The 23,841-nt window shown below is 48.8% G+C and carries 21 protein-coding genes; 10 read left to right on the top strand and 11 right to left on the bottom strand.

What is annotated here, in order from left to right; all coding sequences use genetic code 11:
* Positions 1-51: 51 nt before the first annotated feature.
* Together rlmI and hspQ are read left to right on the top strand one after the other, a co-directional pair.
* Positions 52-1,236 (top strand): 23S rRNA (cytosine(1962)-C(5))-methyltransferase RlmI, encoded by a 1,185-nt coding sequence (gene rlmI / locus IO95_RS10095; protein ID WP_023490460.1) that lies wholly within the window; start codon positions 52-54, stop codon positions 1,234-1,236.
* Between the two features lie 148 nt (positions 1,237-1,384).
* On the top strand, positions 1,385-1,702 hold the full coding sequence (hspQ, locus tag IO95_RS10090; RefSeq protein WP_037385159.1) for a heat shock protein HspQ: 318 nt from the start codon (positions 1,385-1,387) through the stop codon (positions 1,700-1,702).
* 63 nt (positions 1,703-1,765) lie between these two features.
* Here hspQ and IO95_RS10085 read toward each other — a convergent pair whose 3' ends face one another.
* Complete coding sequence (locus IO95_RS10085) at positions 1,766-2,179, bottom strand: CoA-binding protein (protein ID WP_023490462.1); 414 nt, start codon at positions 2,177-2,179, stop codon at positions 1,766-1,768.
* Positions 2,180-2,417: 238 nt separating this feature from the next.
* Between IO95_RS10085 and IO95_RS10080 the strand changes: the two genes are divergently transcribed.
* Entirely contained in the window at positions 2,418-2,879 is a 462-nt protein-coding gene (locus IO95_RS10080) for a methylglyoxal synthase (protein ID WP_023490463.1), read from the top strand.
* 63 nt (positions 2,880-2,942) lie between these two features.
* On the opposite strand, the gene helD is transcribed toward IO95_RS10080, so the two are convergent.
* Positions 2,943-4,997 carry a DNA helicase IV gene (gene helD, locus IO95_RS10075; RefSeq protein WP_023490464.1) on the bottom strand — a complete coding sequence of 685 codons (2,055 nt, stop codon included), beginning with the start codon at positions 4,995-4,997 and terminating at the stop codon, positions 2,943-2,945.
* A gap of 210 nt (positions 4,998-5,207) precedes the next feature.
* On the opposite strand from helD, the gene IO95_RS10070 reads away from it, so the two are divergent.
* Together IO95_RS10070 and yccS are read left to right on the top strand one after the other, a co-directional pair.
* On the top strand, positions 5,208-5,660 hold the full coding sequence (locus IO95_RS10070) for a YccF domain-containing protein (protein WP_023490465.1): 453 nt from the start codon (positions 5,208-5,210) through the stop codon (positions 5,658-5,660).
* A gap of 27 nt (positions 5,661-5,687) precedes the next feature.
* On the top strand, positions 5,688-7,823 hold the full coding sequence (yccS, locus tag IO95_RS10065; protein WP_023490466.1) for a YccS family putative transporter: 2,136 nt from the start codon (positions 5,688-5,690) through the stop codon (positions 7,821-7,823).
* Here yccS and IO95_RS10060 read toward each other — a convergent pair.
* A complete protein-coding gene (locus IO95_RS10060) occupies positions 7,820-8,482 on the bottom strand; it encodes a TfoX/Sxy family protein (RefSeq protein WP_023490467.1) in 663 nt (220 codons plus the stop codon). The two genes, yccS and IO95_RS10060, sit on opposite strands and share 4 nt — an antisense overlap.
* 284 nt (positions 8,483-8,766) lie before the next feature.
* Between IO95_RS10060 and sulA the strand changes: the two genes are divergently transcribed.
* Positions 8,767-9,273, top strand: a complete 507-nt coding sequence (sulA, locus tag IO95_RS10055; RefSeq protein ID WP_023490468.1) for an SOS-induced cell division inhibitor SulA — start codon at positions 8,767-8,769, stop codon at positions 9,271-9,273.
* Positions 9,274-9,627: 354 nt separating this feature from the next.
* Entirely contained in the window at positions 9,628-10,701 is a 1,074-nt protein-coding gene (ompA, locus tag IO95_RS10050) for a porin OmpA (protein WP_023490469.1), read from the top strand.
* Between the two features lie 80 nt (positions 10,702-10,781).
* Here the strand turns inward: ompA and matP are convergent, their stop codons facing one another.
* Entirely contained in the window at positions 10,782-11,240 is a 459-nt protein-coding gene (matP, locus tag IO95_RS10045) for a macrodomain Ter protein MatP (protein ID WP_023490470.1), read from the bottom strand.
* Positions 11,241-11,451: 211 nt separating this feature from the next.
* Here matP and IO95_RS10040 point away from each other — a divergent pair, with 211 nt between their 5' ends.
* A complete protein-coding gene (locus tag IO95_RS10040; protein ID WP_200874168.1) occupies positions 11,452-13,200 on the top strand; it encodes a Lon protease family protein in 1,749 nt (582 codons plus the stop codon).
* A gap of 68 nt (positions 13,201-13,268) precedes the next feature.
* A complete protein-coding gene (gene fabA / locus IO95_RS10035; protein ID WP_023490472.1) occupies positions 13,269-13,787 on the top strand; it encodes a bifunctional 3-hydroxydecanoyl-ACP dehydratase/trans-2-decenoyl-ACP isomerase in 519 nt (172 codons plus the stop codon).
* A gap of 50 nt (positions 13,788-13,837) precedes the next feature.
* Here fabA and rmf read toward each other — a convergent pair whose 3' ends face one another.
* From rmf to rlmKL, 6 genes are all read right to left on the bottom strand, one after another.
* Complete coding sequence (gene rmf / locus IO95_RS24045) at positions 13,838-14,005, bottom strand: ribosome modulation factor (RefSeq protein WP_023490473.1); 168 nt, start codon at positions 14,003-14,005, stop codon at positions 13,838-13,840.
* A gap of 265 nt (positions 14,006-14,270) precedes the next feature.
* Positions 14,271-14,828, bottom strand: a complete 558-nt coding sequence (pqiC, locus tag IO95_RS10030; protein ID WP_023490474.1) for a membrane integrity-associated transporter subunit PqiC — start codon at positions 14,826-14,828, stop codon at positions 14,271-14,273.
* A complete protein-coding gene (gene pqiB / locus IO95_RS10025) occupies positions 14,825-16,471 on the bottom strand; it encodes an intermembrane transport protein PqiB (RefSeq protein WP_023490475.1) in 1,647 nt (548 codons plus the stop codon). The genes pqiC and pqiB overlap by 4 nt, the downstream gene beginning before the upstream one ends.
* A complete protein-coding gene (gene pqiA / locus IO95_RS10020) occupies positions 16,464-17,702 on the bottom strand; it encodes a membrane integrity-associated transporter subunit PqiA (RefSeq protein WP_037385151.1) in 1,239 nt (412 codons plus the stop codon). Before pqiA ends, pqiB begins: the two co-directional genes overlap by 8 nt.
* 177 nt (positions 17,703-17,879) lie before the next feature.
* Positions 17,880-19,784: an ABC transporter ATP-binding protein gene (locus tag IO95_RS10015; RefSeq protein ID WP_023490477.1), complete on the bottom strand. Its 1,905-nt coding sequence runs from the start codon at positions 19,782-19,784 to the stop codon at positions 17,880-17,882.
* A 5-nt stretch (positions 19,785-19,789) separates the two neighbouring features.
* A complete protein-coding gene (rlmKL, locus tag IO95_RS10010) occupies positions 19,790-21,910 on the bottom strand; it encodes a bifunctional 23S rRNA (guanine(2069)-N(7))-methyltransferase RlmK/23S rRNA (guanine(2445)-N(2))-methyltransferase RlmL (RefSeq protein ID WP_152554924.1) in 2,121 nt (706 codons plus the stop codon).
* A 194-nt stretch (positions 21,911-22,104) separates the two neighbouring features.
* Here rlmKL and IO95_RS10005 point away from each other — a divergent pair, with 194 nt between their 5' ends.
* Positions 22,105-23,208 carry a YcbX family protein gene (locus IO95_RS10005; RefSeq protein ID WP_023490479.1) on the top strand — a complete coding sequence of 368 codons (1,104 nt, stop codon included), beginning with the start codon at positions 22,105-22,107 and terminating at the stop codon, positions 23,206-23,208.
* A gap of 14 nt (positions 23,209-23,222) precedes the next feature.
* Here the strand turns inward: IO95_RS10005 and IO95_RS10000 are convergent, their stop codons facing one another.
* A complete protein-coding gene (locus tag IO95_RS10000; RefSeq protein WP_023490480.1) occupies positions 23,223-23,771 on the bottom strand; it encodes a cell division protein ZapC in 549 nt (182 codons plus the stop codon).
* Between the last annotated feature and the right edge of the window lie 70 nt (positions 23,772-23,841).

Here is a 23,841-nt window from a genome sequence, read left to right as displayed (position 1 = left end):
AGTGGTAGTTAATCTATCTATTTGAAAAATTTAATTTAAAGAGCAAAAATTATGCGCCTGTATCTTGCTAAAGGACGTGAAAAATCCTTACTTCGCCACCACCCGTGGATTTTCTCAGGCGCTGTTGAGCGTGTTGAAGGCAAACCGCTTTCTGGTGAAACCATCGACATCTGCGATCACCAAGGAAAATGGCTGGCTCGGGGGGCCTATTCACCGCAATCGCAAATCCGTGCTCGTATCTGGAGTTTTCAACCGGATGAAGCCATCGACATGGCGTTCTTTGTTCGCCGCTTGCAACAAGCGCAACATTGGCGTGATTGGCTGGCCCAACGTGATGGGCTGGACAGTTATCGTCTGATTGCCGGTGAGTCTGACGGGATGCCAGGGATAACCATTGATCGCTTCCAAAACTTTCTGGTTTTGCAGTTACTTTCCGCCGGAGCAGAATACCAGCGAGCCACTCTCATCTCTGCGCTACAGCATTGCTACCCGGACTGTGCCATCTATGATCGTTCAGATGTTGCCGTGCGTAAGAAAGAAGGCTTGCCACTGGCACAAGGCCCTATCTTGGGTGAGCTCCCCCCTGCTCTGCTGCCGATTACTGAACATGGCCTTAAGCTATTGGTTGATATTCAGCAAGGCCATAAAACGGGTTTTTATCTTGACCAACGTGATAGTCGTTTAGCGGCACGTCACTATTCTTCTGGTCGCCGTGTACTGAACTGCTTTTCTTATACCGGCGCATTTGCTGTTGCTGCGCTGATGGGCGGTTGTAAGCAAGTCATTAGTGTCGATACCTCACAGGCGGCACTGGATATTGCCCAGCAGAACGTCGAACTGAACCAATTGGATCTCAACAAAGCCCTGTTTATACGTGATGATGTTTTTCAACTGCTGCGTAATTACCGTGCGCAAGGCGAAAAATTTGATCTGATCATCATGGATCCACCTAAATTTGTGGAAAACAAAAATCAGTTGGCGGGTGCTTGTCGTGGTTATAAAGATATCAATATGTTAGCACTACAGCTGTTAAACCCAGGCGGGACCCTGCTCAGCTTCTCTTGCTCTGGCCTGATGCCAACAGACTTGTTCCAGAAAATTTTGGCTGACGCCGCTCTAGATGCCGGATGTGATATACAATTTATAGAGCAGTTCCGACAAGCTGCAGATCACCCAGTGATTGCGACCTATCCTGAAGGGTTATACCTAAAAGGGTTTGCTTGCCGGGTGATGTGACTTGAAATACGTTGTTTTGCCCTTATGTATAACTTATGAGTTTTCAGTTGTGCCAGGTGTGCTCCGCTTTGTATGCTGCAAGGCGGCGACCGGCAGTTTGAATTATCATAGGTATAAAATGCAAAACATTGTTCCTCAGGGGGCCATCATGATTGCCAGCAAATTTGGTATCGGACAGCAGGTTCGTCATAAACTGCTTGGGTATTTAGGTGTCGTTATTGATATCGACCCACAATACTCGCTAGAACAACCCAAAGCAGACGAGATCGCTGCTAATGATGAGTTACGTTTTGCTCCTTGGTATCACGTCGTAATGGAAGATGAAGAAGGGATGCCCGTTCATACCTATCTGGCAGAGGTGCAATTGGCCGGTGAAGAGCAAGATGCCCACCCAGAGCAACCGTCATTAGACGAATTGGCGGCATCCATTCGCAGTCAATTACTGGCACCGCGATTACGCAACTAAACACCAAAACCTGACATACAAACGTAAGGGCTTAATGATGTTAAGCCCTTATTATTTGTTCAATCAATGTTCCAGACCTAAACGTGGGATCTCAATTTTCGGGCAACGATCCATAATCACTTTTATTCCCGCCGCTCTTGCCAGTACCGCAGCCTGTTCGTTGATCACCCCAATCTGTAACCACAACACCTTGGTACCAATGGCAATTGCGTCTTGCGCCACACCGTAAGCCGCTTCCCCATTACGGAACACATCTACCATATCAACAGGATAGGGAATATCCGCCAAGGTGGCATAAACTTGTTGACCCAGTAATATTTGCCCAGCCAATTTTGGGCTCACTGGCGTAATTTGATAACCCTGAGCCTGCAGATAAGCCATCACATGGTAGCTTGGGCGGCTTGGGTTATCACTGGCCCCGACCAACGCAATGGTCTTTACTTGTTTCAGTACATCTGCAATTTCTTGATCTTGCATGTTTAGCTCCTGGTACTTTGATAAGAATGCTGTCCATTCAGTGTAACCGAAGGAACTGTAACTGCTAAAATTTGTTGTATCCCGTTCATGCAAGGGCGGTGGTGCTTGCTACGCACAGATACTCGACTTTTCCTCAGCCTCCCTCTGTTTATTTTCGTTTTGCCCCGGTTAATGCTAGGCAGTGAAATACAGTTTCAGTAATCTGTGGAAAACCATCTGATTTGCCAAGGAAACCAACATGGAACAAACCACTCGCACACTCGCTGTATGCAAGCATATTGCGCTGGTTGCACACGATCATTGCAAACATGCCTTACTGAAATGGGTTGAAGACCACCAAGCTCAACTCATGCAACATAAACTTTATGCCACCGGTACCACCGGCGGTCTGATCCAGCGGGCCAGCGGTATTCCAGTGCAAAGCATGTTGAGTGGCCCAATGGGGGGAGACCAACAAGTTGGTGCACTGATTTCCGAAGGCAAGATTGATATTTTGATCTTTTTCTGGGATCCGCTCAATGCAGTACCCCACGACCCTGATGTAAAAGCCTTGCTGCGCTTGGCGACAGTCTGGAACATTCCGGTAGCCACCAACCGCTCAACTGCTGACTTTCTTATTGACTCATCCTTCTTTAATAGCAAAGTCGATATAGCCATACCTGATTATGATAAGTACCTCGCAGCACGCCTGCAGAAATAGGCCAATCACCATTCAAGCTGCAGTTGCTGCAGCTTGAATTTATCTGGTCACTAGACCAGTCATTTAAGGTTTTCGCTGTACCGGTACACCGATATCCTGTAGCTGCTCAACAAATACTGAAGGGTTAGCGGGATCTTGCATTAACCAAACCTGGTGCCTGGCACGGGTCAACGCGACATACAGCAAACGCCGCTCTTCCGCCTCAGGGAAATTCTCAGGTTGAGGTAATAATACCGCTTCAAGAATAGATTCACGCGCCGCCGCCGGGAAACCATCATAACCATCACAGAGACCGGTAATAATTACGTAGTCTGCCTGCTGCCCTTTGCTGGCATGGATAGTCATAAACTCAATATTCAATTTGGGCCAGCGTGTCACCGCTTTTTGCAAGATTTCAGGCTTGAGATGGTGATAACGGGCCAACAGCAAAATACGCGCATCGGGTAGCGCATAGCCACTGAGTTTGTCCAATAAGGCTTCCAGTTGTTCCTGCGGCAGAATAACCACCGACTTTTTATTCCCTTTGCTCAGGCTATTCAGTGCTTTTTTCAATTGATAAGGATTCTGCTGAACAAAGGTGTTGGCAACGTCCCCAATGCGGTCATTAAAGCGATAGCTGGTATCTAACGCGCATTGGGTTCCCTCACCAAAATTCTCTGCAAACGCAGTGGTTAACGACAACTCAGCGCCACTGAAACGATAAATCGCTTGCCAATCGTCACCTACGGCAAACAAACTGGTGCACTTATTCTGCTTGCGCAACGCCGCCAACAATTGCGCACGTTGTGGCGAAATATCCTGAAACTCATCCACCAGAATATGCTTCCAGGGGGTAATAAAGCGCCCCTTTTCCAGAATATTCACCGCCTGATGGATCAACCCGGGGAAATCCACCGCACCTTCATCTTTTAAGGCAGTTTTCCACGCTTTGAGTAATGGTGCCATTAATCGGATACGTTTGGTAAAGAGATCACGGCTCTCTTCATCCGCCTGCTCAATCATTTCCGCTTGGCTACCCCCATGGGTACGCATCAGCCCGACCCAACGTTCCAAACGGCTACCCAGGCGATCCGCTAAATGTGTGTCGTGCCAAAAATCCCCCTCGGGGATTTCCCACTCCAATTCTTCACTTAACCACTGACGCCAACCCTTTGCCTGCACTTTTTTGTCGCTGCATTGTTGCTGCCAGTTTTTTATCAGCAGCGCACGACGCGCATGGGTATCGCTCTCGAGTTGACTGATCTTGGGGGCTTTACGGCTCCCCTGCTGAATAATCTGCAATGCCAATGCATGGAAAGTTTTAGCCTGAACAGCCACACTCCCTAACCGTTGCGCAATCCGCTCGTTCATCTCTTCAGCTGCTTTACGCCCGAATGCCAGCATCAAAATCTGTTCCGGTTCAGCCTCTTGCCTGAGCAGCAACCACCCCACCCGAGCAACCAATACCGAGGTTTTACCACTGCCGGCCCCGGCAAGCACCAACACCGCATCTTCCCCATTCACAACCGCCCGGCGTTGTGACTCATTCAACGGGGATGTTTCAATAGTCTGGAAAAAATCTTGATGGGTGACCAGCATACGTTCGCTCCAGCGCAGATTGCGCTGTTCCACTTTGCGCCGCCCCTGCTGTAACCATTGCTGACACCGGTGATAGTTGTCGCGACAGAGTTCAAATTCCTCAAGACGCACCACTGGCATCGGTAACGCACTAAACGCCTGACGGATCTGCTGTTGCAATTTGCCTAATTCGGCCAGCTTGAACCACTTATCCTGTTGTTCAATATGCTGGATATGATCAACCTGTTCCTGCAATACGCTTGCGCAGATCTCACTCATCTCAACACTCCATTGCTGCCAGGAATGCTGTAAATGATGATAAAAACGCTGGGTTTCCTGCCATTCAGTCCCATGCAGGCGAACGACTTTTTCATCTGGTAGTTCAAACTCCAACTCACCCCAGACGATGCCCCGCTTACAGCGAACCTGTATTAACTGGTTAAAGGGAATAAGGTATTCATGCTTGTCCCCACTTACCTCAACACCAGCATGCAACAACCGCACTCGGTTGTATGGGTGCTGTGCCAGGTGTTTACCCAGCGATGTCGCTTTGAGTTCCATATGCTGATGCCGTGATTATGTTGAGATTAATATCACCAGTTTACCTGCGATAAGCCATGACACTCTAGTGTTAAAAAAAGTAGAATGCCTCTCTAAATATACGCAGATTTAGGTTACTTGCAGCCAGAAGCGCATCAGGCCCCAGGAATCTGGCTGGCAGCAGGTATCTCCGCATTTTTATCGCACCATCATTAGAGGAAAATGACGATTATGCGTACTGTATTGAATATTCTTAACTTTGTCTTGGGTGGCGTCTTAACCACGCTAGGTTGGCTCATTGCCACCTTTTTCACCATTATTCTGATCTTTACCCTGCCATTGACCCGCTCTTGTTGGGAGATCACCAAAATTTCCTTCTTGCCGTTTGGCAACGAGGTGATCAGTGTTGATGAGTTATACCCAGAAAAACGCAACATTCTGCTGGCCTCAGGGGGGACGTTATTAAATATTTTCTGGTTTGTCCTGTTCGGCTGGTGGCTCTGTTTGTTACACATTGCGGCGGGTATCACGCAGTGCTTGACCATTATTGGCATTCCTATTGGGATCACTAATTTCAAGATTGCTGCCATCGCGCTTTGGCCGGTAGGTCGTCGTGTGGTTTCTGTTGAGATGGCGCAAGTCGTACGTTCAGAAAATGCCCGCCGCCAGTATCATCAGCGCTAATTATCGCTCGCCGTTCAGGAGCTTGTTGTGCTCGCTTTAGCACTGGCAATTCGCCGTTATATCTATAACAGCAACCTGCTTTATAATCTGCGCATTTTTATTGCGTTGGCAGGTGCTTCCGCCGTTCCTTGGTGGTTGGGCAGCCCGAAGCTGACCATTCCTCTCACTTTGGGGGTGGTCGCTGCCGCGTTAACGGACCTGGATGATCGGCTGGCAGGGCGGCTGCGTAATCTGTTGATTACGCTGTTGTGCTTTTTTCTTGCTTCAGCATCAATCGAATTACTCTTCCCTTATCCCTGGTGGTTCGCTCTGGGGTTAATCACCTCAACCTGTGCTTTTATTCTGCTGGGAGCCTTGGGGCAACGTTATGCCACCATCGCCTTTGGTGCGTTGTTAATTTCTATCTATACCATGCTCGGCACATCAATGTATGACACCTGGTATCAGCAACCTGTTCTGCTGCTTATCGGTGCCATCGGGTATAACCTGCTGGCTCTGCTGGGGCATTTACTTTTTCCCATCAAACCATTACAGGAAAACCTGGCCCGCTGTTATCAACAGTTGGCGAACTATTTAGATGCCAAAGCCAATCTGTTTGATCCCGATGGCGAATACCGTGACGAACGCCCTTGGTTAGAGGTTGCCATGGCCAACAGCACGCTGGTGGCGATGCTTAACCAGACCAAAACGTCGCTACTTACCCGGCTGAAGGGTGACCGAGGTCAGCGAGGTACCCGCCGGACGCTGCACTATTATTTTGTGGCGCAAGATATTCATGAACGTGCCAGTTCTTCCCACGTACATTATCAGGCGCTGAGTGAACAATTCCGCCACAGCGATATTCTGTTCCGCTTTCAACGTCTATTGACCATGCAGGCCCGCGCATGCCAGCAATTGGCGCAATCAATACTGTTGAAGCAAAAGTACCTGCATAATCCGCGTTTTGAACCGACGTTTAACCGTATAGAAGAAGCCTTGCTCCGGGTTACGGTGACACCAGAAAACAGTGACTTACTTCAGGCGCTTTCGCACCTGCTGAAGAATTTGCGCGCTATCGATGCACAATTGGCCAATATAGAATCAGAACAGAGCCAGCTCCGCCGACCAACAGAAGAAGATACGCTATCGGATGAGCGAATTACCGGATGGAGTGATATTCGCTTGCGTATCAGCCGCCACCTGACACCACAATCCGCCCTTTTTCGCCATGCCGTGCGTATGTCCTTGGTTTTATGTGTGGGTTACGCATTGATTCAAATTACCGGTATGCAGCACGGTTACTGGATCCTGCTGACTTGCTTATTCGTTTGCCAACCCAACTACAATGCCACCCGTAGGCGTCTGGCGTTACGCATCGTCGGTACACTTGCTGGTATTTTGCTCAGCTTGCCGATTCTCTATTTTGTTCCTTCCCTTGAAGGGCAAATGATGTTGATTGTCATCTCTGGCGTTCTATTCTTCGCATTCCGCACCGTACAATATGCCCACGCCACGATGTTTATCACCCTGTTAGTCTTGCTCTGTTTTAATCTCTTGGGAGAAGGATTCGAGGTCATGGCCCCACGGGTCTATGATACGTTGCTGGGCTGCGCCATCGCCTGGGCGGCAGTGAGCTTTATCTGGCCTGACTGGAAGTTCCGTCAATTATCGTCCATCGTTCGTAACACACTGAACAGCGATTGCCGTTATCTGGATGCTATTTTGGTGCAATACTATCAGGGCAGAGATAATAGCTTGCCCTATCGCATTGCCCGCCGGGATGCCCATAATAGTGATGCAGAGCTGGCTTCAGTGGTATCCAACATGTCAGCCGCCCCGAAAACAGACAAAGATATTCAGGAAGCCGCATTCCGTCTATTGTGCTTAAACCACACACTGCTGAGTTATATTTCTGCCTTGGGCGCACATCGCGATCGCCTTGATAATAGTACTGTACTGGAGTTGCTCAATGATGCCGTCTGTTATGTCGATAGTGCATTACACCATGCGGAACAAGAGCACTCGCGTCTTACTCATGCATTAAAAAACCTCTCTGGGCGTATTGAAATGCTGGTTACCGCACCAGAGAGCAAGGAACACTTGGTGTTGCAACAAATTGGTTTGGTGCTTGAGTTGCTGCCTGAATTAACACGGCTCAGCGCACAAATCGGCAAAGAGAATTAATTATTAACCGCTTGAATATAGGCTCTTCTACCCCATTGCGCTTCAAGACAGGAAGCCGCTGCAGTTTCCTCGAACCAGGTGGTTAATGTTGCACGCTGTACGTTGGGCAAAGCAGCATGATGGTATCCAGACATCGCGCCAGCCAGTGCCAGTAGCACTTTCACCCCCAGGTTTTTATGCCGTTGTTGCAATTGTAGGTAAGTCCGCTTTGCGCCCAGCAAGCGTAAGTCATAGCTACTTTGTATGCCCACTTGCCAAAGTAAGCGTTCCATTGACGCATCAATATTCGGCAAATCTTTTAACCGCCCTTTACTCCGTCTTTTTACTTTTATCTCTTTACGAGACTCATGTAATGCCTGGCTGGCCAGGATCAACAGTTCACGGCAATCAGCCCATAATCCGTCATCGACTCGATAATAACGCATCGTCATCGGTGCTCCGCGTTTTAAATACGTCATGTTCACCATTCCCCGTGCACGGAAAGCCGGCTCCAGCGTTTCTGTGGCACGCAAGTACAACTCCCCTTCTGCAATAACCGCAAACATCGTGCCATCAGCAAGTAATCCGTAACCACCAAATTGCGAACGAGTCGTAATTTTCCCCAAGGCAGCAAAGCAGATTTTTGCCTGTACTATTCTTTTTGCGGATCTTCCATTCATTAAGTCCTCCTTTAATAAGTAAGCAATATTACCCAGTCCCATTCACTCGACAGAGGCATCTGCGGCGAGTTGAATGACCCGGATATCACATTCACTGTTGAAATAAACGTAACCGGAACAACTAATTAAAGAAAATACGCATTATCACGACAGGTGCCAATCATAAAATGCAGTAGTGCGAGGAATGATCTCAATTATGCGATGCGTTACGAAAATTTGTGTTGATCTTCTGTGTTTATATCTATACTGTATATAAACACAGTAATGGTGCAGGGGAATACACAATGCGTACTCAATCACTTAATCAAAGCCACTTCAGCCAAGTCCCTTTGCCTGCAGGTCAAACTGTTGCAAACGCCAAGGATGACAAAAAAAATGGCCTTATCAGTGAGCTGGTCTACAGTGAGCAGCAATCCGTTGTCACCCAGTTACTGGTGCCGTTGCTGCAGCAGCTAGGTCAGCAATCACGTTGGTTATTGTGGCTCACCCCACAGCAAAAGCTCAGTAAATCCTGGCTTCAGCAGGCTGAATTACCGGTCAGTAAGGTGGTACAACTGAGTCAGATATCGCCACTCGCCACTGTTGATGCCATGGAGAAAGCGTTACTGACTGGAAATTACAGTGTCGTTCTAGGTTGGTTGCCTGAATTAACTGAACAAGACCGTATAAAATTAAGCCGGGCAGCAGAATTGGGGAATAGTTACGGGTTTATTATGCGCCCACAACGCGATACTAATTCCCCCCACCGGCACCATTCCACTGTAAAAATTCACTCGCCTTTATACCATTAAGTCATTTTAAGACTTTTCTTGCATTCTCTCCCTGGGAATAATACCCCAGGGAATTGGTGCACAAAATGTGATCAGATGCACTTTTGCAATAAGTAATTCGACAAAATAAGCCCTATTCTTCCTTGAATGTGTTAAAAAATGTGTCTAGCACAATATTTTTTAAAGCATGGGCACATGACGCTTGTAACTTTCGCGCCAAGTTGTAAACTTTACTCTGCTAAGATTGTTATACACCGCCACTAATACTGGTAAAATAACAAATGAGTGCTAGAATCTTGGCGCAGGAATTTTAAACCAAAGGCATAACATAGCGTTAAGCTCATTGCCTATTTGGATGATAACGAGGCGTAAAAAATGAAAAAGACAGCTATCGCATTAGCAGTGGCACTGGCTGGTTTCGCTACCGTAGCGCAAGCCGCACCAAAAGATAACACCTGGTACACCGGTGCTAAACTGGGTTGGTCCCAGTACCATGACACTGGTTTCGTTGATGGAGCTATAGGTAACGGCCCTACTCGCGATTCTCAACTGGGTGCTGGTGCGTTTTTCGGCTACCAAGCTAACCAGTACATGGGTTTTGAAATGGGTTACGACTGGCTTGGTCGCATGGCTTATAAAGGCAATGTGAACAACGGTGCGTTAAAAGCCCAAGGCGTTCAACTGACCACTAAACTGAGCTATCCGATCATGAACGATCTGGATATCTATACCCGTCTGGGTGGTATGGTTTGGCGTGTAGACTCCACCGCTTACTTCGGTGGTAATATCAATGAGCGCGTATCTGGTGATGATACCGGAGTTTCTCCACTGGCAGCCATCGGCTTTGAGTATGCTCTGAATCAGAACTGGGCTACTCGCCTGGATTATCAATGGACCAGCAACATCGGTGATGCACAAACCGTTGGTGCACGTCCAGACAATGGTCAGCTGAGTGTTGGCGTAGCTTACCGTTTTGGTCAGGATACAGTGGCTCCAGTTGTTGCTCCAGCACCAACTCCAGCGCCTACCGTTGAAACCAAGAAGTTCACTCTGACTTCTGACGTTCTGTTTGCTTTCGGTAAATCAACGCTGAAAGCAGAAGGTCAACAAGCTCTGGATCAACTGTACAGCCAACTGAGCTCACTGGATCCAAAAGATGGTTCTGTTGTTGTTGTCGGCTTCACTGACGTAGTAGGTTCTGCTGAATCTAACCTGCGTCTGTCTGAACACCGTGCCCAGAGTGTTGTCAGCTACCTGATCTCTAAAGGTATCCCAGCAGACAAGATCACTGCACGTGGCATGGGTGAAGCTAACCCAATTACTGGTGACAAGTGTGGCTACCGTTCTGGCCGTGCTACCCCAGCACAAATCGCTTGCCTGGCTCCAGATCGTCGTGTAGAGATCGAAGTGAAAGGCATTAAAGAAGTGGTAGCTCAGCCTCAGGGCTAAGTGTCAACTTCTGATAAAAAACCCTGCTCTGCAGGGTTTTTTTTTCTGATTTTAATTCAGATTTTTCATTTCTAACCGACTTAGCCGTTATCCTTACCCAAAATCGCTTTTAAATCTTGTTTCAATAGTGACATCTGGCTGGCATATTTCTCTTTGTGTTCAGCATCCTCAATCAATTGAACAATGGTTTCCGACAAAGTAAGCCCTCGGCGCTGCGCCAGAGCGGCCAACCGCTGCCAGACCAGAAACTCCAGATCAATAGACTTTTTACGTGTATGCTGATGTTCTGAATTAAAATGGCGCTTACGCCGAGCACGAATAGTTTGCTGCATCCGGTTAGTTAACGCCAGATTCATATGCTCATTAATCCATGCCAGTACTTTTACAGGTTCATTTTCCAGTTTCAGCAATTCAGCAATGGCTTGTTGAGCAGCGCTGATTTCAAGGTAGCGCGTGATCAATTCACCTTCACGGTGCTTTTTCACCAGATATTTCCATTTCCAACCGCTCTCCAGATTTTCCAATTGCTGATATTTCATGGTGAACTCTTCTGTGACCGTGTAACTTTAGTAAGCATAACAGTTTTATAGCATTTTTCCCCGGCCAATAAACTCTTTTTAGCTGTTTTTTTAGACAGTCACCTCGCAATATCAAATTCCTCACACTCAGCCATGACTCAGCATGTATCAAGCTGTCATATTCTTGTATAATCCCCTATTCACTTATTATTTGACGATTACATCTAACACTTTGACCATTAACCGACTTGAATGGCAATCTCTGTTGCCTAGTGCTGCGCCTTACCAGGCTATCTTTGACTCAGCTGCTCAATTGGCCCCTGTCGCCTTTGCTGCTATCCAGCCTCGTCTGGAAAATTCGCTGGCTCTATTTCTGCACCCTCAATCTCAGCCATGTTTTATGCTGTTAAAAGCGCAAGAAACCCATGAGCATCTTGCGCTGATCGCCAAAGTAACAAAACAGCTGCAACCTCCGCATATGATTAAAGGCAGCCGCTATGTGATTGCAGGAGGTAAAGCCAACATTGAAACTGCAGTTAATGATGATGAACCTTTTGCCACTCATGGCGACTGCATTTTTCAGCAGTGGGTTGAGCCTGAACAGTTGTTTGGTTGTGTCAGAATTTATAACGGTGAAATTAGCTTACAGCCAGGTTTAATTCACCAGGCTAACGGTGGGGTGTTGATCCTGTCAGCACGAGCTTTGTTAGCACAACCGCTAATGTGGCTACGTCTAAAACAGATGATCATTCAGCGCCAATTTCAGTGGTTTGCTGCCGATGAAACCCGGCCATTACCGATTTATATCCCCCCCATGCCATTGGCGTTACGCCTGATTATCGTCGGTGATCGCCATAGTCTGGCTGATTTTGACGATATGGAACCCGAGTTATGTGAACAGGCTGTCTACGGTGAGTATGAAGACGATCTGCAACTTACCGAACCCGATGATATGGCGCAATGGTGTGGTTACATCAATAGTATTATTGCCGACCAACAGTTACCTCCGTTGGCTGCTGATGCCTGGTACCCACTGATGGTTCAAGCGGTTCGCTATTCTGGTGATCAGGGTAATTTACCCCTCTCCCCATTATGGATTAGTCAGTTGCTTTCTGAAGCGAAACTCTACACTCAGGAACAGCAGATCACGGCTAACACGTTGGAAGTAGCCCAGAATGCCCGAGAGTGGCGTGAAAGCTATCTTGCCGAGCGAATGCATGACGATATTGAACTGGGTCAAATCATTATCGATACTGAAGGTGAGGTCATCGGTCAGATCAATGGCCTGTCGGTACTGGATTATCCAGGGCATCCTCGGAGTATGGGTGAACCATCACGCATCAGTTGTGTTGTCCACTTGGGCGATGGTGAGTTTACCGACGTTGAACGTAAAGCCGAACTAGGGGGCAATCTGCATGCTAAAGGCATGATGATCATGCAGGCTTTTCTGGTTTCTGAGCTGGCACTGGATCAACCACTCCCCTTTTCAGCGTCAATCGTTTTTGAACAATCTTATGGTGAAGTTGATGGTGACAGCGCATCGTTAGCTGAGCTTTGTGCGCTGATCAGCGCCCTGTCACAGCAACCTCTGACACAACAGATTGCAGTAACCGGCTCTGTGGATCAATTTGGCAATGTGCAGCCCATTGGTGGTATCAACGAGAAGATCGAAGGTTTCTTCGAAGTCTGTCTGCGCCGAGGCCTGACGGGACAACAAGGCGTCATTTTACCCATATGCAACGTGCGTCATCTTTGTCTACGAGCAGACGTTATCGAAGCGGTGCGTAATGAACAATTTCATTTATGGGCGGTCGACAATGCAGGTCAAGCGCTACACTTATTAACAGGATATCCCTATAGCGATGAGCAACAACCGAGTTTACTGGCGGCTATCCAAGAGCGCATTGCACAGGTGAATTCACATGAACGACGTCAATGGCCATGGCCGTTACGTTGGCTTAACTGGTTTAACCACGGCTGATCGGAGTTGTTCAGCGTACACGTGTAAGCTAATCTGCATCCTTCATTAATATAAGGCTGACTGAGAACATGGTAGATAAACGCGAGTCCTATACAAAAGAAGACCTTGAAGCATCGGGTCGTGGTGAGTTGTTCGGTGCGGGTGGTCCGCCGTTGCCAGCAGGTAATATGTTGATGATGGACCGCGTAATTAAAATGACCGAGGACGGCGGTAGTCATAACAAAGGTTATGTTGAAGCTGAACTGGATATTAATCCTGACTTGTGGTTCTTTGGCTGCCACTTTATTGGTGATCCAGTAATGCCTGGCTGCTTGGGTCTGGATGCCATGTGGCAACTAGTGGGCTTCTATCTAGGTTGGCTCGGTGGTAAAGGTAAAGGCCGTGCATTAGGCGTAGGTGAAGTGAAATTTGCTGGTCAAATCCTGCCAACCGCCAAGAAAGTCACCTATCGCATCAACTTCAAACGCGTTATCACCCGTAAATTGATTATGGGTGTAGCGGATGGTGAAGTGCTGGTTGATGGCAAGGTGATCTATACAGCTAACGACTTGAAAGTGGGCTTGTTTAAAGATACGGAAGCTTTCTAAACAGAAACCTCCGCCTAAGGCGGAGGTTGTTCTTTCTTACAGAGAGCCGCTTAAGCGGTCACAGCCCTGTCTTCCATAGCTTGTCGCCACCCTCCCAGCCAATTAGCCCGAGCGTCTAAAGATTGATAGGGGCAATGCTCCCTTGAGCGCCCGACAATACCTGCTTGATAACCTCTCGATTGAGCCCGCTCCAGACGATCTCTTTTCTGTCTTTTCATGCCTCGTTTCCCTCATTTTTACACTGCTGGAAAGAAAACACATGCCTGTATAAAATACAGTCACATTTAAGAAATAGCGCTATTTTGCTGGAAGGTCAATGTGCAAATTTAACAGCAATGTCATATTTGTGAGCTATGCACGAAGAATTTGCTAAGTGGCTGATAAGTCTAATTTGGTTGTAATGTCATGATATAAAACAAAAAACCCGGAAAAGCATGGTATGCCTTACCGGGTCTGCGTTAACACACTTTGTGACAAAGGAAATTAGAGACGCGTAACCTGCGTGGCGATCTCTTGAGCTTCCTGCAACCAGCCTTGAGCCAAGGTACGGACCAACGCATCATAGCCATCCTCACTTTGCTTCAATTCCAGATTGAATGGCTGCTTAATCAACTTACCTTGATAACTTAGCACCCATTCACCGCGAACAATTGCCCTGCCATCATAGCGGCCATGAAAACCGTTAATAGTGACATTAAGTACCGCCTGCTCACTGTTCATCGGTTGTGATGAAACCACCCACCCCGGCAACGCACCGCCCAGATTGCTCAGCAGTGTCTGCTGTAACTGCTGATCCAACGGACTGGCCCACAGGTTATTCTGCCCCATCACAAGTTGCACATCGTTAGTCTGATATACCACCCCATTTTGGGCCAGAAAATCCGCCACATTAACATGCTCAATCCATAGTTGGCGCGATGGTAGCGTGTTGCTCACCGGTACCGGCGTACCTAACGCCGGTAACTGATAGTAGGTTTTACTTGGCGTACTACTACAGCCACTCAATAACAATACCAGGGCGAACGTAATCCATTTCATCATTTATTGGCCTTCTTCGGCTGAGGGTCATCACTGCCCGCGGCTTCAAATACCAGGGCATTACTCTTGTCGTTCAAAGTGCGAAGCACCGGTTGCAACTCACGCAACACCTGATCCAGCCGTTGCATATCTGCCACCATCTTGTTGTAAGCCGGCGAACCAGGTTGGAACCCTTTCATACTGCGACTCAGTTCCTGCAACGTTTTCTGCATATCTGCAGGCAATGCCTTCATCTCTTTACTGCCGATGATGTCATTAAGCGACTGGATAGTTTTCTGCACTTCACGCATGGTTTTCTGGCTTTCGGACAACGTTTTAGTGGCTTCATTGATCATTGGATTGAGCGGCAATGCGTTGATCTTATCCAACATCTGCACCAGTTTCTGTTGGATTTGGGCCAAACCACCATTGGTTGTTGGTAACACCGGATAACCAAAGAGCTCATGCGGCCCTTTCCACGGCTTCTCTTGCGGGTAGAAGTCTAGGTCGATAAACAGCGAACCCGTTAACAGGTTAGCGGATTTCAGCGATGCACGCAGACCTTGAGACTCTGTATCCTTGAGATACTGCGCAATATTGAAGTTATTTCCTAACTGCTGTTTTAAGCGTTCAGGCTCAATATGAATCAGCACTGGAATACGGAAATCACTATCAAGACGCTGCTGCATTCCCTCTTTGTAGAACGGTACTTGCCCCACCGTACCCAGGCGAATACCACGGAACTCTACCGGCGCGCCCGGCTGTAAACCACGCACCGATTCAGAGAAGAACACCAGATAATCCTGGTGGATGGTATACAGAGAATCTTGAATACTGCGCTGATTGTCGAATAGCGCAAAATCCACCATCTCTTTAACCTGTTCTCCTCGTTCCCAGCCTTCCGGTACATCAAAACTGACACCACCACTAAATAGCGTCGCCAGTGAGCCCATTTCCATGCGCATTCCCTGGGCTGACATATCAAAAGCAATGCCACTGTCCTTCCAGAAGCGCACATTGCTGGTGACCAATTGGTCATAAGGGGCAGCAATAAAGAGTTGATAACGCATAGAGCGTAACTTGGGATCGAAATAACTGGTTTCTACCGAACCGACACGATACCCGCGGAACAACACCGGATCGCCCGCCGTCAACTGACCCGCTCGCGTACTATCAAGCACGATACGCAACCCTTTGGCATCGGGGGGAGCCAACGGTGGAGCATCCAACAGTTGAAAATGGTTTTGCCCCTCCTTGCCTTTGCTACCAGGTTGCAATTCGATATAGGCACCGGAGAGCAAAGTACCCAATCCCGATATCCCATCACGACCAATCTGCGGTTTCACCACCCAAAAAGCAGTGTCGTCATGCAATAGTTTTTCCATACCATCATTGAGGCGAGCCTGTATCACCACTTTGCTCAGATCATCGCTTAGCGAGACACTTTCTACCGTTCCCACATCAACACTACGGCTCTTGATCTTGGTTTTCCCCGCCTCCAAACCTTCCGCTGAGGTGGTAACCAAAGTAACTTCCGGCCCCTGATGGCTGAAGTGGTAAAACAGGATCCACGCACCAATCAAAGCGGTGACAATGGGAACAATCCATACCGGCGACCAGCGTTTGATCTTTTCGATTTCCGCGACGCTATGATTACTTTCAGTCACCTTGTGACTCCTTGTTGACTATTTCACTTGCACGATCCCAAGTCAGACGGGGATCAAACGTCATCGCTGCAAACATACTGAAGATAACCACCATGGCGAATAACAGTGCACCAATATCAGGATAAATACTCATCAGTTGCCCCATACGTACCAACGCTGAAAGCACAGCGATAACAAAGACATCGATCATCGACCAGCGGCCAACAAATTCGACAACTTCATAGATTAAGTGCATACGCTCACTATCCGCTCTACTCTTACCTTTAACGTTGGCATCCAGACATAACCAACCAATCGCCAGCATTTTCAGCGAAGGCACCATCACACTGGCAATAAAAATCACCATCGCCACCGGATACGAGCCCTCCCCCCATAGCAGGATCACCCCAGCCATCACCGTAGAGGGCATTTTATTGCCCAAAGCTTCGGTGATCATAATGGGCATCAGCATGGATGGAATATATAACATTATCGCGGTCACCAATAACGACCAGGTCCATTGCAAGCTATGGCGACGGCGGACATACCCCACGCTATCACAACGGGGGCATCTTGTTTGGTCTGCCGGTAAAATGGCTGTACAACAGGAGCAAGATCGCACTCCTTGGCGTAAACCCGTGCGGCCAACCTGTAACGGTAGAGCCAATTGGGGTGCTGGGGCGATATCTTGCCACAGCCAGCGCCGGTCAATACACTGAAAAGCTCGCACTTGTAGCAGACAAAACAGGCAATAGGGAATAAAACTGGTGCCAATACCAATATCACCGTAGGCCATCAGTTTGACAAAACTGACCAGCACACCTGCCAGAAAAATTTCCACCATGCACCAGGTTTTAAACTGGAACAGGATCTTGGCCATCCATACTTTCAGTTTCAGTGGTAACGGCGCTCTGGTACACAACAGAATAATCGCCAACATGCAAAATGTCGGAACCAGCTGCACCAACACCAAAAACAGCGTCGCCAGACTGGTGTAATTTTCCGCCACCATCACTTGGGGGATCTGCAGCAGTTTTATCTCGCTGACTATGCCTGCAACGCGCATATTAATAAACGGGAATATATTGGCCAGTAACAGCATAAACAATGCACTGATAGCATAGCCAACCGGTTGTTTACGTGGTTCAGCCCAGCAAGTACTCAGTGTTGTTTTACAACGGGGGCAAACTGCCTTTAAGCCAAAGGCTAAAGGCGGCAGCGCCACTAACATATCGCATTGCGGGCACAACATCAGACGATCTGCTGACTGCGGGCGATGCACCGCATGGCCATGTTGTTGGCTGTGTCGTTGTTGACTATGTTGTAGTCTATTTTCTTGGGAAGGCACCCTATAACTCCTTGATAGTGCTGCCTATCGGTAACGCCCTGTCGCCATTCATGCAACAAGGTTAGCATCACATTTTACCGATTAAGCGTTTTTCATTGCTTCCAACTCTTCCCAACGTGCAAAAGCCTCTTCCAGACTCTGTTCTGCCTTGGCGAGATCGGCCAGCACCTGCTGTGTTTCGTTATGTGGACGGGAGAAAAACTCCCCATCATTAACTTGCACCTGCAAAGCCGCAATATCCGCTTCCAACTGTTCGAGACGCTGTGGTAACTGCTCCAGTTCACGCAACAGGTTGTAGCTCAATTTGCTTGATGATTTCTTCGGCTGCTCAACCGCCTTTTCTACCGCGGCTTTCGGTTTTTCCACATCGGTTTGGCGCAACGGCTTGGCCGTCGCCCGCTGGTGATGTGCATCGTAATAGCCACCGACATAAATGTCGATCACACCGTCACCTTCGAAGATCCAACACTCACTCACCGAGTTATCTACAAACTGACGATCGTGGCTCACCAGCAACACCGTACCCTGATAGCTATCAATCAGTTCTTCCAGCAGTTCCAGTGTTTCGACATCAAGGTCATTAGTCGGTTCGTCGAGGATTAATAAATTGCTGGGCCTCAGAAATAATTTCGCCAATAACAAGCGGTTACGCTCGCCCCCTGACAACGCCTTTACTGGCGTCATGGCACGTTTGGGATGAAACAGGAAATCCTGCAGATAACCAAGCACATGGCGTGAACGACCGTTGACCATCACTTCCTGCTTGCCTTCCGCCAGGTTGTCCATCACCGTGCGTTCTGGATCCAGCTCAGCGCGGTGTTGGTCAAAATAGGCGACTTCTAATTTGGTACCGCAATGTACTCGCCCGCTATCAGCCTGTAACTGACCGAGCATCAGTTTCAGCAGGGTGGTTTTGCCGCAACCATTGGGCCCCACCAGCGCAATTTTATCGCCACGTTGCACCTGAGCACTAAAATCACGCACCAGCACTTTGTCGTCGATCCGGTAATTAACCGCTTCCATTTCGAAAACAATCTTACCGGAACGTACCGCTTCTTCCACCTGCATCTTGGCGCTGCCCATCACTTCGCGCCGTTCTGAGCGTTCATTGCGCAAGGCTTTCAATGCGCGAACGCGCCCTTCATTACGGGTACGTCGCGCCTTGATCCCTTGGCGGATCCACACTTCTTCCTGCGCCAATTTGCGGTCAAATTCAGCATTCTGCAGCTCTTCCACCCGCAATGCTTCTTCTTTACTTTCCAGATACAGGTCGTAGTTCCCTGGCCACGACACCAGTTTGCCGCGATCCAGATCGACAATCCGTGTGGCCATATTGCGAATAAATGAGCGGTCATGGGAAATAAATACAATGCTGCCCTGAAACTCTTTCAGGAAGCCCTCCAACCAATCGATGGCGGTGATATCAAGATGGTTGGTAGGCTCATCAAGCAATAACACCCGTGGAGAACTGACCAGAGCCCGGCCAAGGGCCGCCTTGCGTAACCAGCCACCAGAAAGGGAAGAGAGCTCCGCATCACCATCCAAGCCAAGTTGTAATAGCACTTCACTGATACGGCTATCAAGCTGCCACAGGCCCTGATGATCGAGAATTTCCATCACCTTCGCCAACCTTGCCAGGTTCTTTTCGCTCGGATCCTGTTCGACTTGATGGGAAATAGCATGGTAAGCCTTCAGGTGCTCGGCCTGTTCAGCCACCCCTTCTGCCACAAAATCAAATACCGTACCGCCAATATTGCGCGGCGGATCCTGTTGCAGACGCGCCACAATCAGGTCCTGTTCATAAATAATACGCCCGTCGTCCAGCGGGGTCTCTTTACCCAAGATCTTCAACAGGGTCGATTTACCGGCCCCATTACGCCCCACCAGGCAGACGCGTTCATTGTCTTCAATATGAAGTTCGGTGTTATCTAACAAAGGTGCATCACTGAAAGAGAGCCAGGCACCAGACAGACTGATTAACGACATAGCAATTATTTCCCTTCGCCAGCATGGGTCACCAGCCAGCAGTTGTGGATTTGACGGTTACGGGCAAAGTCTTGTGACTGCGTCTTGGCCGTAATTTCTTGCGCCTCCAGACCCAGCGCACTCAAACCCGCCAAATCCATCTGGAAACCACGCTTATTATTCGAGAACATAATGGTCCCGTTATGGCGCAGTAACCGTTTTAAATCTTTCATCAGCTCCAGGTGATCACGCTGCACATCAAAGCTATTCTCCATACGTTTGGAGTTGGAGAAGGTCGGGGGATCAATAAAGATCACATCAAACTGTTCATCGCTGTTATGCAACCATGATAGACAGTCTGCCTGAATCAACCGGTGCTGCTTGCCAGTCAAACCGTTAACCCGCAAGTTCTTCTCTGCCCATTCAAGATAGGTACGTGACATATCTACCGTGGTGGTAGTCCGCGCCCCGCCCAACCCGGCATGGACACTGGCGCTGCCGGTATAGGCAAACAGATTGAGGAAGTCCTTGCCTTTACTCATCTCCCCCAGCATACGCCGCGCGATACGGTGATCCAGAAACAGGCCCGTATCAAGGTAATCAGTCAGGTTAACCCACAATTTGGCATTGAATTCCGTCACCTGCAGGAACTCGCCCTTCTGCGCCAATTTTTCATACTGATTTTTACCCTTCTGCCGCTCACGGGTTTTCAATACCAGTTGGTTTGAGGGCAAATCCAGCACCGCCAAAGTGGCATTAATCACATCAAACAGGCGTTGCCGCGCTTTTTGTGCATCCACCTGCTTGGGTGGCGCGTACTCCTGCACCACCACCTTACTGCCATAGCGATCCACTGCCACGTTATATTCCGGTAGGTCAGCATCGTACAAGCGGTAACATTCAATACCCTGCTGTTTTGCCCACTTATCCAGTTTTTTCAGATTTTTCCGCAGCCGGTTGGCAAAATCTTCCGCCACCTGCACGGCAGCCATCCCCTGAGGATTTTCTGCCAACTGATAATTTTTCTGCACACATTCCAATGGGCCATTTTTCGCCTTGAATTGGCGCTCAGCACGCAATTGCAGACAACTGAGCAATTCAGGTGAGGCACTAAACAGTGAGAGCTGCCAACCGCCAAAAGCGCTCTTCATGATACGCCCCAGCATGTTATGCAAGGCAACCAAGGCAGGTTCACTCTCCAGACGTTCGCCATACGGTGGGTTACTGACCACCGTACCTACCGGGCCTTGCGGCAAAGGATTAGTCAATTTACTGACATCGCTAACCTGAAGGGTGATTAACTCCGCAACACCCGCACGGCGTGCGTTACTGCGCGCCATTTCCAGTACCCGGCGATCATTATCCGAACCGAAGAAACGCGACGTTGTTTCCTGCAAACCTCGCCGGGCACGCACCTGAGCCTCGGTGAGGACTTCACGCCACAGTTCAGCCTGATGACCACTCCAGGCTGTAAAACCCCAACGATGGCGTTGTAACCCAGGAGCATGATCGGCGGCGATCATCGCTGCTTCAATCAATAACGTACCGGAACCGCACATCGGGTCGAGCAACGGTGTTCCTGGCTGCCAGCCAGAGCGCGAGATGATGGCTGCCGCCAGGTTTTCTTTCAACGGAGCCAAACCAGTCTCATCACGATAACCACGCTGATGTAACCCGTCACCACTCAGATCAAGGGCAACACTGGCCATATCACGCTGCAGCCAGACGTTAACCCGGATATCTGGCTGCTGTTTGGCCACCGTGGGCCGTTGATTGATCTTACGGGTGAAGCTATCGACAATGGCATCTTTAACCTTCAACGCGCCATATTGGCTGTTACGGATCTCTTCATTCACCCCACTGAAGTGGACGGCAAACGTTTTATCGACACCAAATACGCTAGGCCAATCGATAGCCTGAACCCCCAGATACAGGTCCAAATCACTGTGCACACGGAATTCATTCAACGGCAACAGAATACGTGAAGCCAAGCGGCTCCATAGCAAACTCTGGTACAAAAGACGATCGTCACCCTGAAAATGGACCCCGCCCTGCACCACTTTGCAGTCATGGGCACCAAGCCGCTCCAGTTCGCTTTTTAATAGTTCTTCCAGTCCACGGGATGTGCTGGCAAACAGAGTGTTCATATCGTGCTTATCACCAAAAAGAAAATAGTGGCGCATTATAGCTAATCCTGGCCGCTTGTCATAAAGTTGCTCGATTCTGTCAGCCACTTCTTGCAAGATGTCGCTGAGTAATTCCCCATGGGCTAGCGGTATCGCTCATACCAGTCGCGCGATGACCCGCAGCTATTGAATTGATTTATCGCATGGAGGTAACAGTGACCACCCTTTCTCGGCTCTATATTCATCCGGTTAAATCGTTACGCGCCTTACAGTTATCCCACGCCCAGGTAGGCAGTAGTGGGCTCGCTTTCGATCGTATTTTCATGATCACTGAGCCTGACGGTACTTTTATCACCGCCCGCCAATATCCGCAGATGGTGCTATTCACCCCGGCGTTGCTAACCGACGGCTTGTTTTTAACCGCCCCGGATGGTGAAAGTGCTACCATCCGTTTCAACGATTTTAGCGCCTCCGCGCAGCCAACCGAAGTTTGGGGTAACCATTTCACGGCGTTAATTGCCCCACAAGCAATCAACCACTGGTTAAGTGGCTATTTCCAGCGCGATGTGCAACTACGTTGGGTGGGGCCGGAATTAACTCGTCGGGTAAAAAAACACCCAGAGATTCCACTCTCCTTTGCTGATGGTTACCCGTATCTGCTGGTTAATGAGTCCTCATTCCAGGATCTGCAAAAACGCTGCCCTGCTGGTATCAAACTAGAGCAATTTCGCCCCAATCTGGTGGTCACCGGCAGCCCCGCCTGGGCAGAAGATAGCTGGCAAACGATCCGCATTGGGAGTGTGGTATTTGAACTGGTGAAGCCCTGCAGCCGCTGCGTATTAACCACCGTCAGCACCGAGCGTGGCCACAAGCATCCACAGGGCGAACCACTCAATACGCTGCAACAGTTCCGTACAGCCGAGAATGGCGCTATCGACTTCGGCCAAAATATGATTGCCTGTAACAGTGGTATTATCCGCGTTGGCGATCACGTCGAGATACTGTCCCGCCAATCACCGCCATCTTATGGTGCAGGCGCGGTAGTCGAAAGCCTATCGCCCCCAAAAGAGAGTGCCAAGAGTGTAACGATTGAATATCAAGGGAAAGTGTTTACCGGTAATAACCAGCAAATATTATTGGAGCAACTGGAACAACAAGGGATCCGCATCCCCTATTCTTGCCGGGCAGGGTTGTGTGGTAGCTGCAAAATAACCCTGATGGCAGGGGAAGTGGCAGCATTAAAAGGGAATGCGGCGAACAGCAATGGCTCCATTTTCTGCTGTAGCTGTATTCCCAAAAGCGATTTGCAATTAGCCTAGTGCTATCGCGGTTATTATACCGCCTTGGCGTAAAACTGCGCTGAGAACTCATCGGTGATGCAAGGCTTCAAACGGTCATGCATCACTTTGATGGCATCCCCCAGTTGCATATTGCGGCCAGCCAGTAACAATTGATTCTGTGCCAGCAAACACAGGCTGGCATTATCCCCGGCTTCCACCACCAGCAAACAGGCATCTTCACCGCTTTCCATCACTTTCACCAAGGCCAGTTCACCGTTCTTTGGCCGCAATGGATAATGCTGCTGAGCAAAATGCCAGCTCTTAGGCATCAGTGGTTTCAGAAAACGGAAAGCCACCAGCGCATTTAATACCAGCTCGGCACGTTGTTCATGGCTGAGTTTTATCTGCTTGCACTGCTCTTCATAATTAAAATAGAGGGCGGCATCATCAACGGAGAAAGCACATTCACCGAATGCATCCGGAGTTAACATTTTTGCCGGAAAACGCGAACGAAAGATCATACCATTGGCTAAATCCAGCATCAGCCGATCATGCTCAGCGTCGAAATACCAACGCCAATTGTCATCAGGTTTTATCTTCATTTGTTATCCTTGCCGCCACATGCAAACGTGGTATTACCCAATATACCTTTCATCATGGAAAACCTAAATA

The sequence above is a fragment of the Serratia sp. DD3 genome (genome assembly GCF_000496755.2).
This window is presented reverse-complemented; position numbering and strand designations above follow the sequence as displayed.

What these genes read in the sequence shown, in the direction of transcription:
- rlmI (WP_023490460.1), top strand. Translation starts at nt 52, where the DNA reads ATGCGCCTGTATCTTGCTAAAGGACGTGAAAAATCCTTACTTCGCCAC.
- hspQ (WP_037385159.1), top strand. Translation starts at nt 1,385, where the DNA reads ATGATTGCCAGCAAATTTGGTATCGGACAGCAGGTTCGTCATAAACTG.
- IO95_RS10085 (WP_023490462.1), bottom strand. Translation starts at nt 2,179, where the DNA reads ATGCAAGATCAAGAAATTGCAGATGTACTGAAACAAGTAAAGACCATT.
- IO95_RS10080 (WP_023490463.1), top strand. Translation starts at nt 2,418, where the DNA reads ATGGAACAAACCACTCGCACACTCGCTGTATGCAAGCATATTGCGCTG.
- helD (WP_023490464.1), bottom strand. Translation starts at nt 4,997, where the DNA reads ATGGAACTCAAAGCGACATCGCTGGGTAAACACCTGGCACAGCACCCA.
- IO95_RS10070 (WP_023490465.1), top strand. Translation starts at nt 5,208, where the DNA reads ATGCGTACTGTATTGAATATTCTTAACTTTGTCTTGGGTGGCGTCTTA.
- IO95_RS10060 (WP_023490467.1), bottom strand. Translation starts at nt 8,482, where the DNA reads ATGAATGGAAGATCCGCAAAAAGAATAGTACAGGCAAAAATCTGCTTT.
- sulA (WP_023490468.1), top strand. Translation starts at nt 8,767, where the DNA reads ATGCGTACTCAATCACTTAATCAAAGCCACTTCAGCCAAGTCCCTTTG.
- ompA (WP_023490469.1), top strand. Translation starts at nt 9,628, where the DNA reads ATGAAAAAGACAGCTATCGCATTAGCAGTGGCACTGGCTGGTTTCGCT.
- matP (WP_023490470.1), bottom strand. Translation starts at nt 11,240, where the DNA reads ATGAAATATCAGCAATTGGAAAATCTGGAGAGCGGTTGGAAATGGAAA.
- fabA (WP_023490472.1), top strand. Translation starts at nt 13,269, where the DNA reads ATGGTAGATAAACGCGAGTCCTATACAAAAGAAGACCTTGAAGCATCG.
- rmf (WP_023490473.1), bottom strand. Translation starts at nt 14,005, where the DNA reads ATGAAAAGACAGAAAAGAGATCGTCTGGAGCGGGCTCAATCGAGAGGT.
- pqiC (WP_023490474.1), bottom strand. Translation starts at nt 14,828, where the DNA reads ATGATGAAATGGATTACGTTCGCCCTGGTATTGTTATTGAGTGGCTGT.
- pqiA (WP_037385151.1), bottom strand. Translation starts at nt 17,702, where the DNA reads ATGTTGTGCCCGCAATGCGATATGTTAGTGGCGCTGCCGCCTTTAGCC.
- IO95_RS10015 (WP_023490477.1), bottom strand. Translation starts at nt 19,784, where the DNA reads ATGTCGTTAATCAGTCTGTCTGGTGCCTGGCTCTCTTTCAGTGATGCA.
- rlmKL (WP_152554924.1), bottom strand. Translation starts at nt 21,910, where the DNA reads ATGAACACTCTGTTTGCCAGCACATCCCGTGGACTGGAAGAACTATTA.
- IO95_RS10000 (WP_023490480.1), bottom strand. Translation starts at nt 23,771, where the DNA reads ATGAAGATAAAACCTGATGACAATTGGCGTTGGTATTTCGACGCTGAG.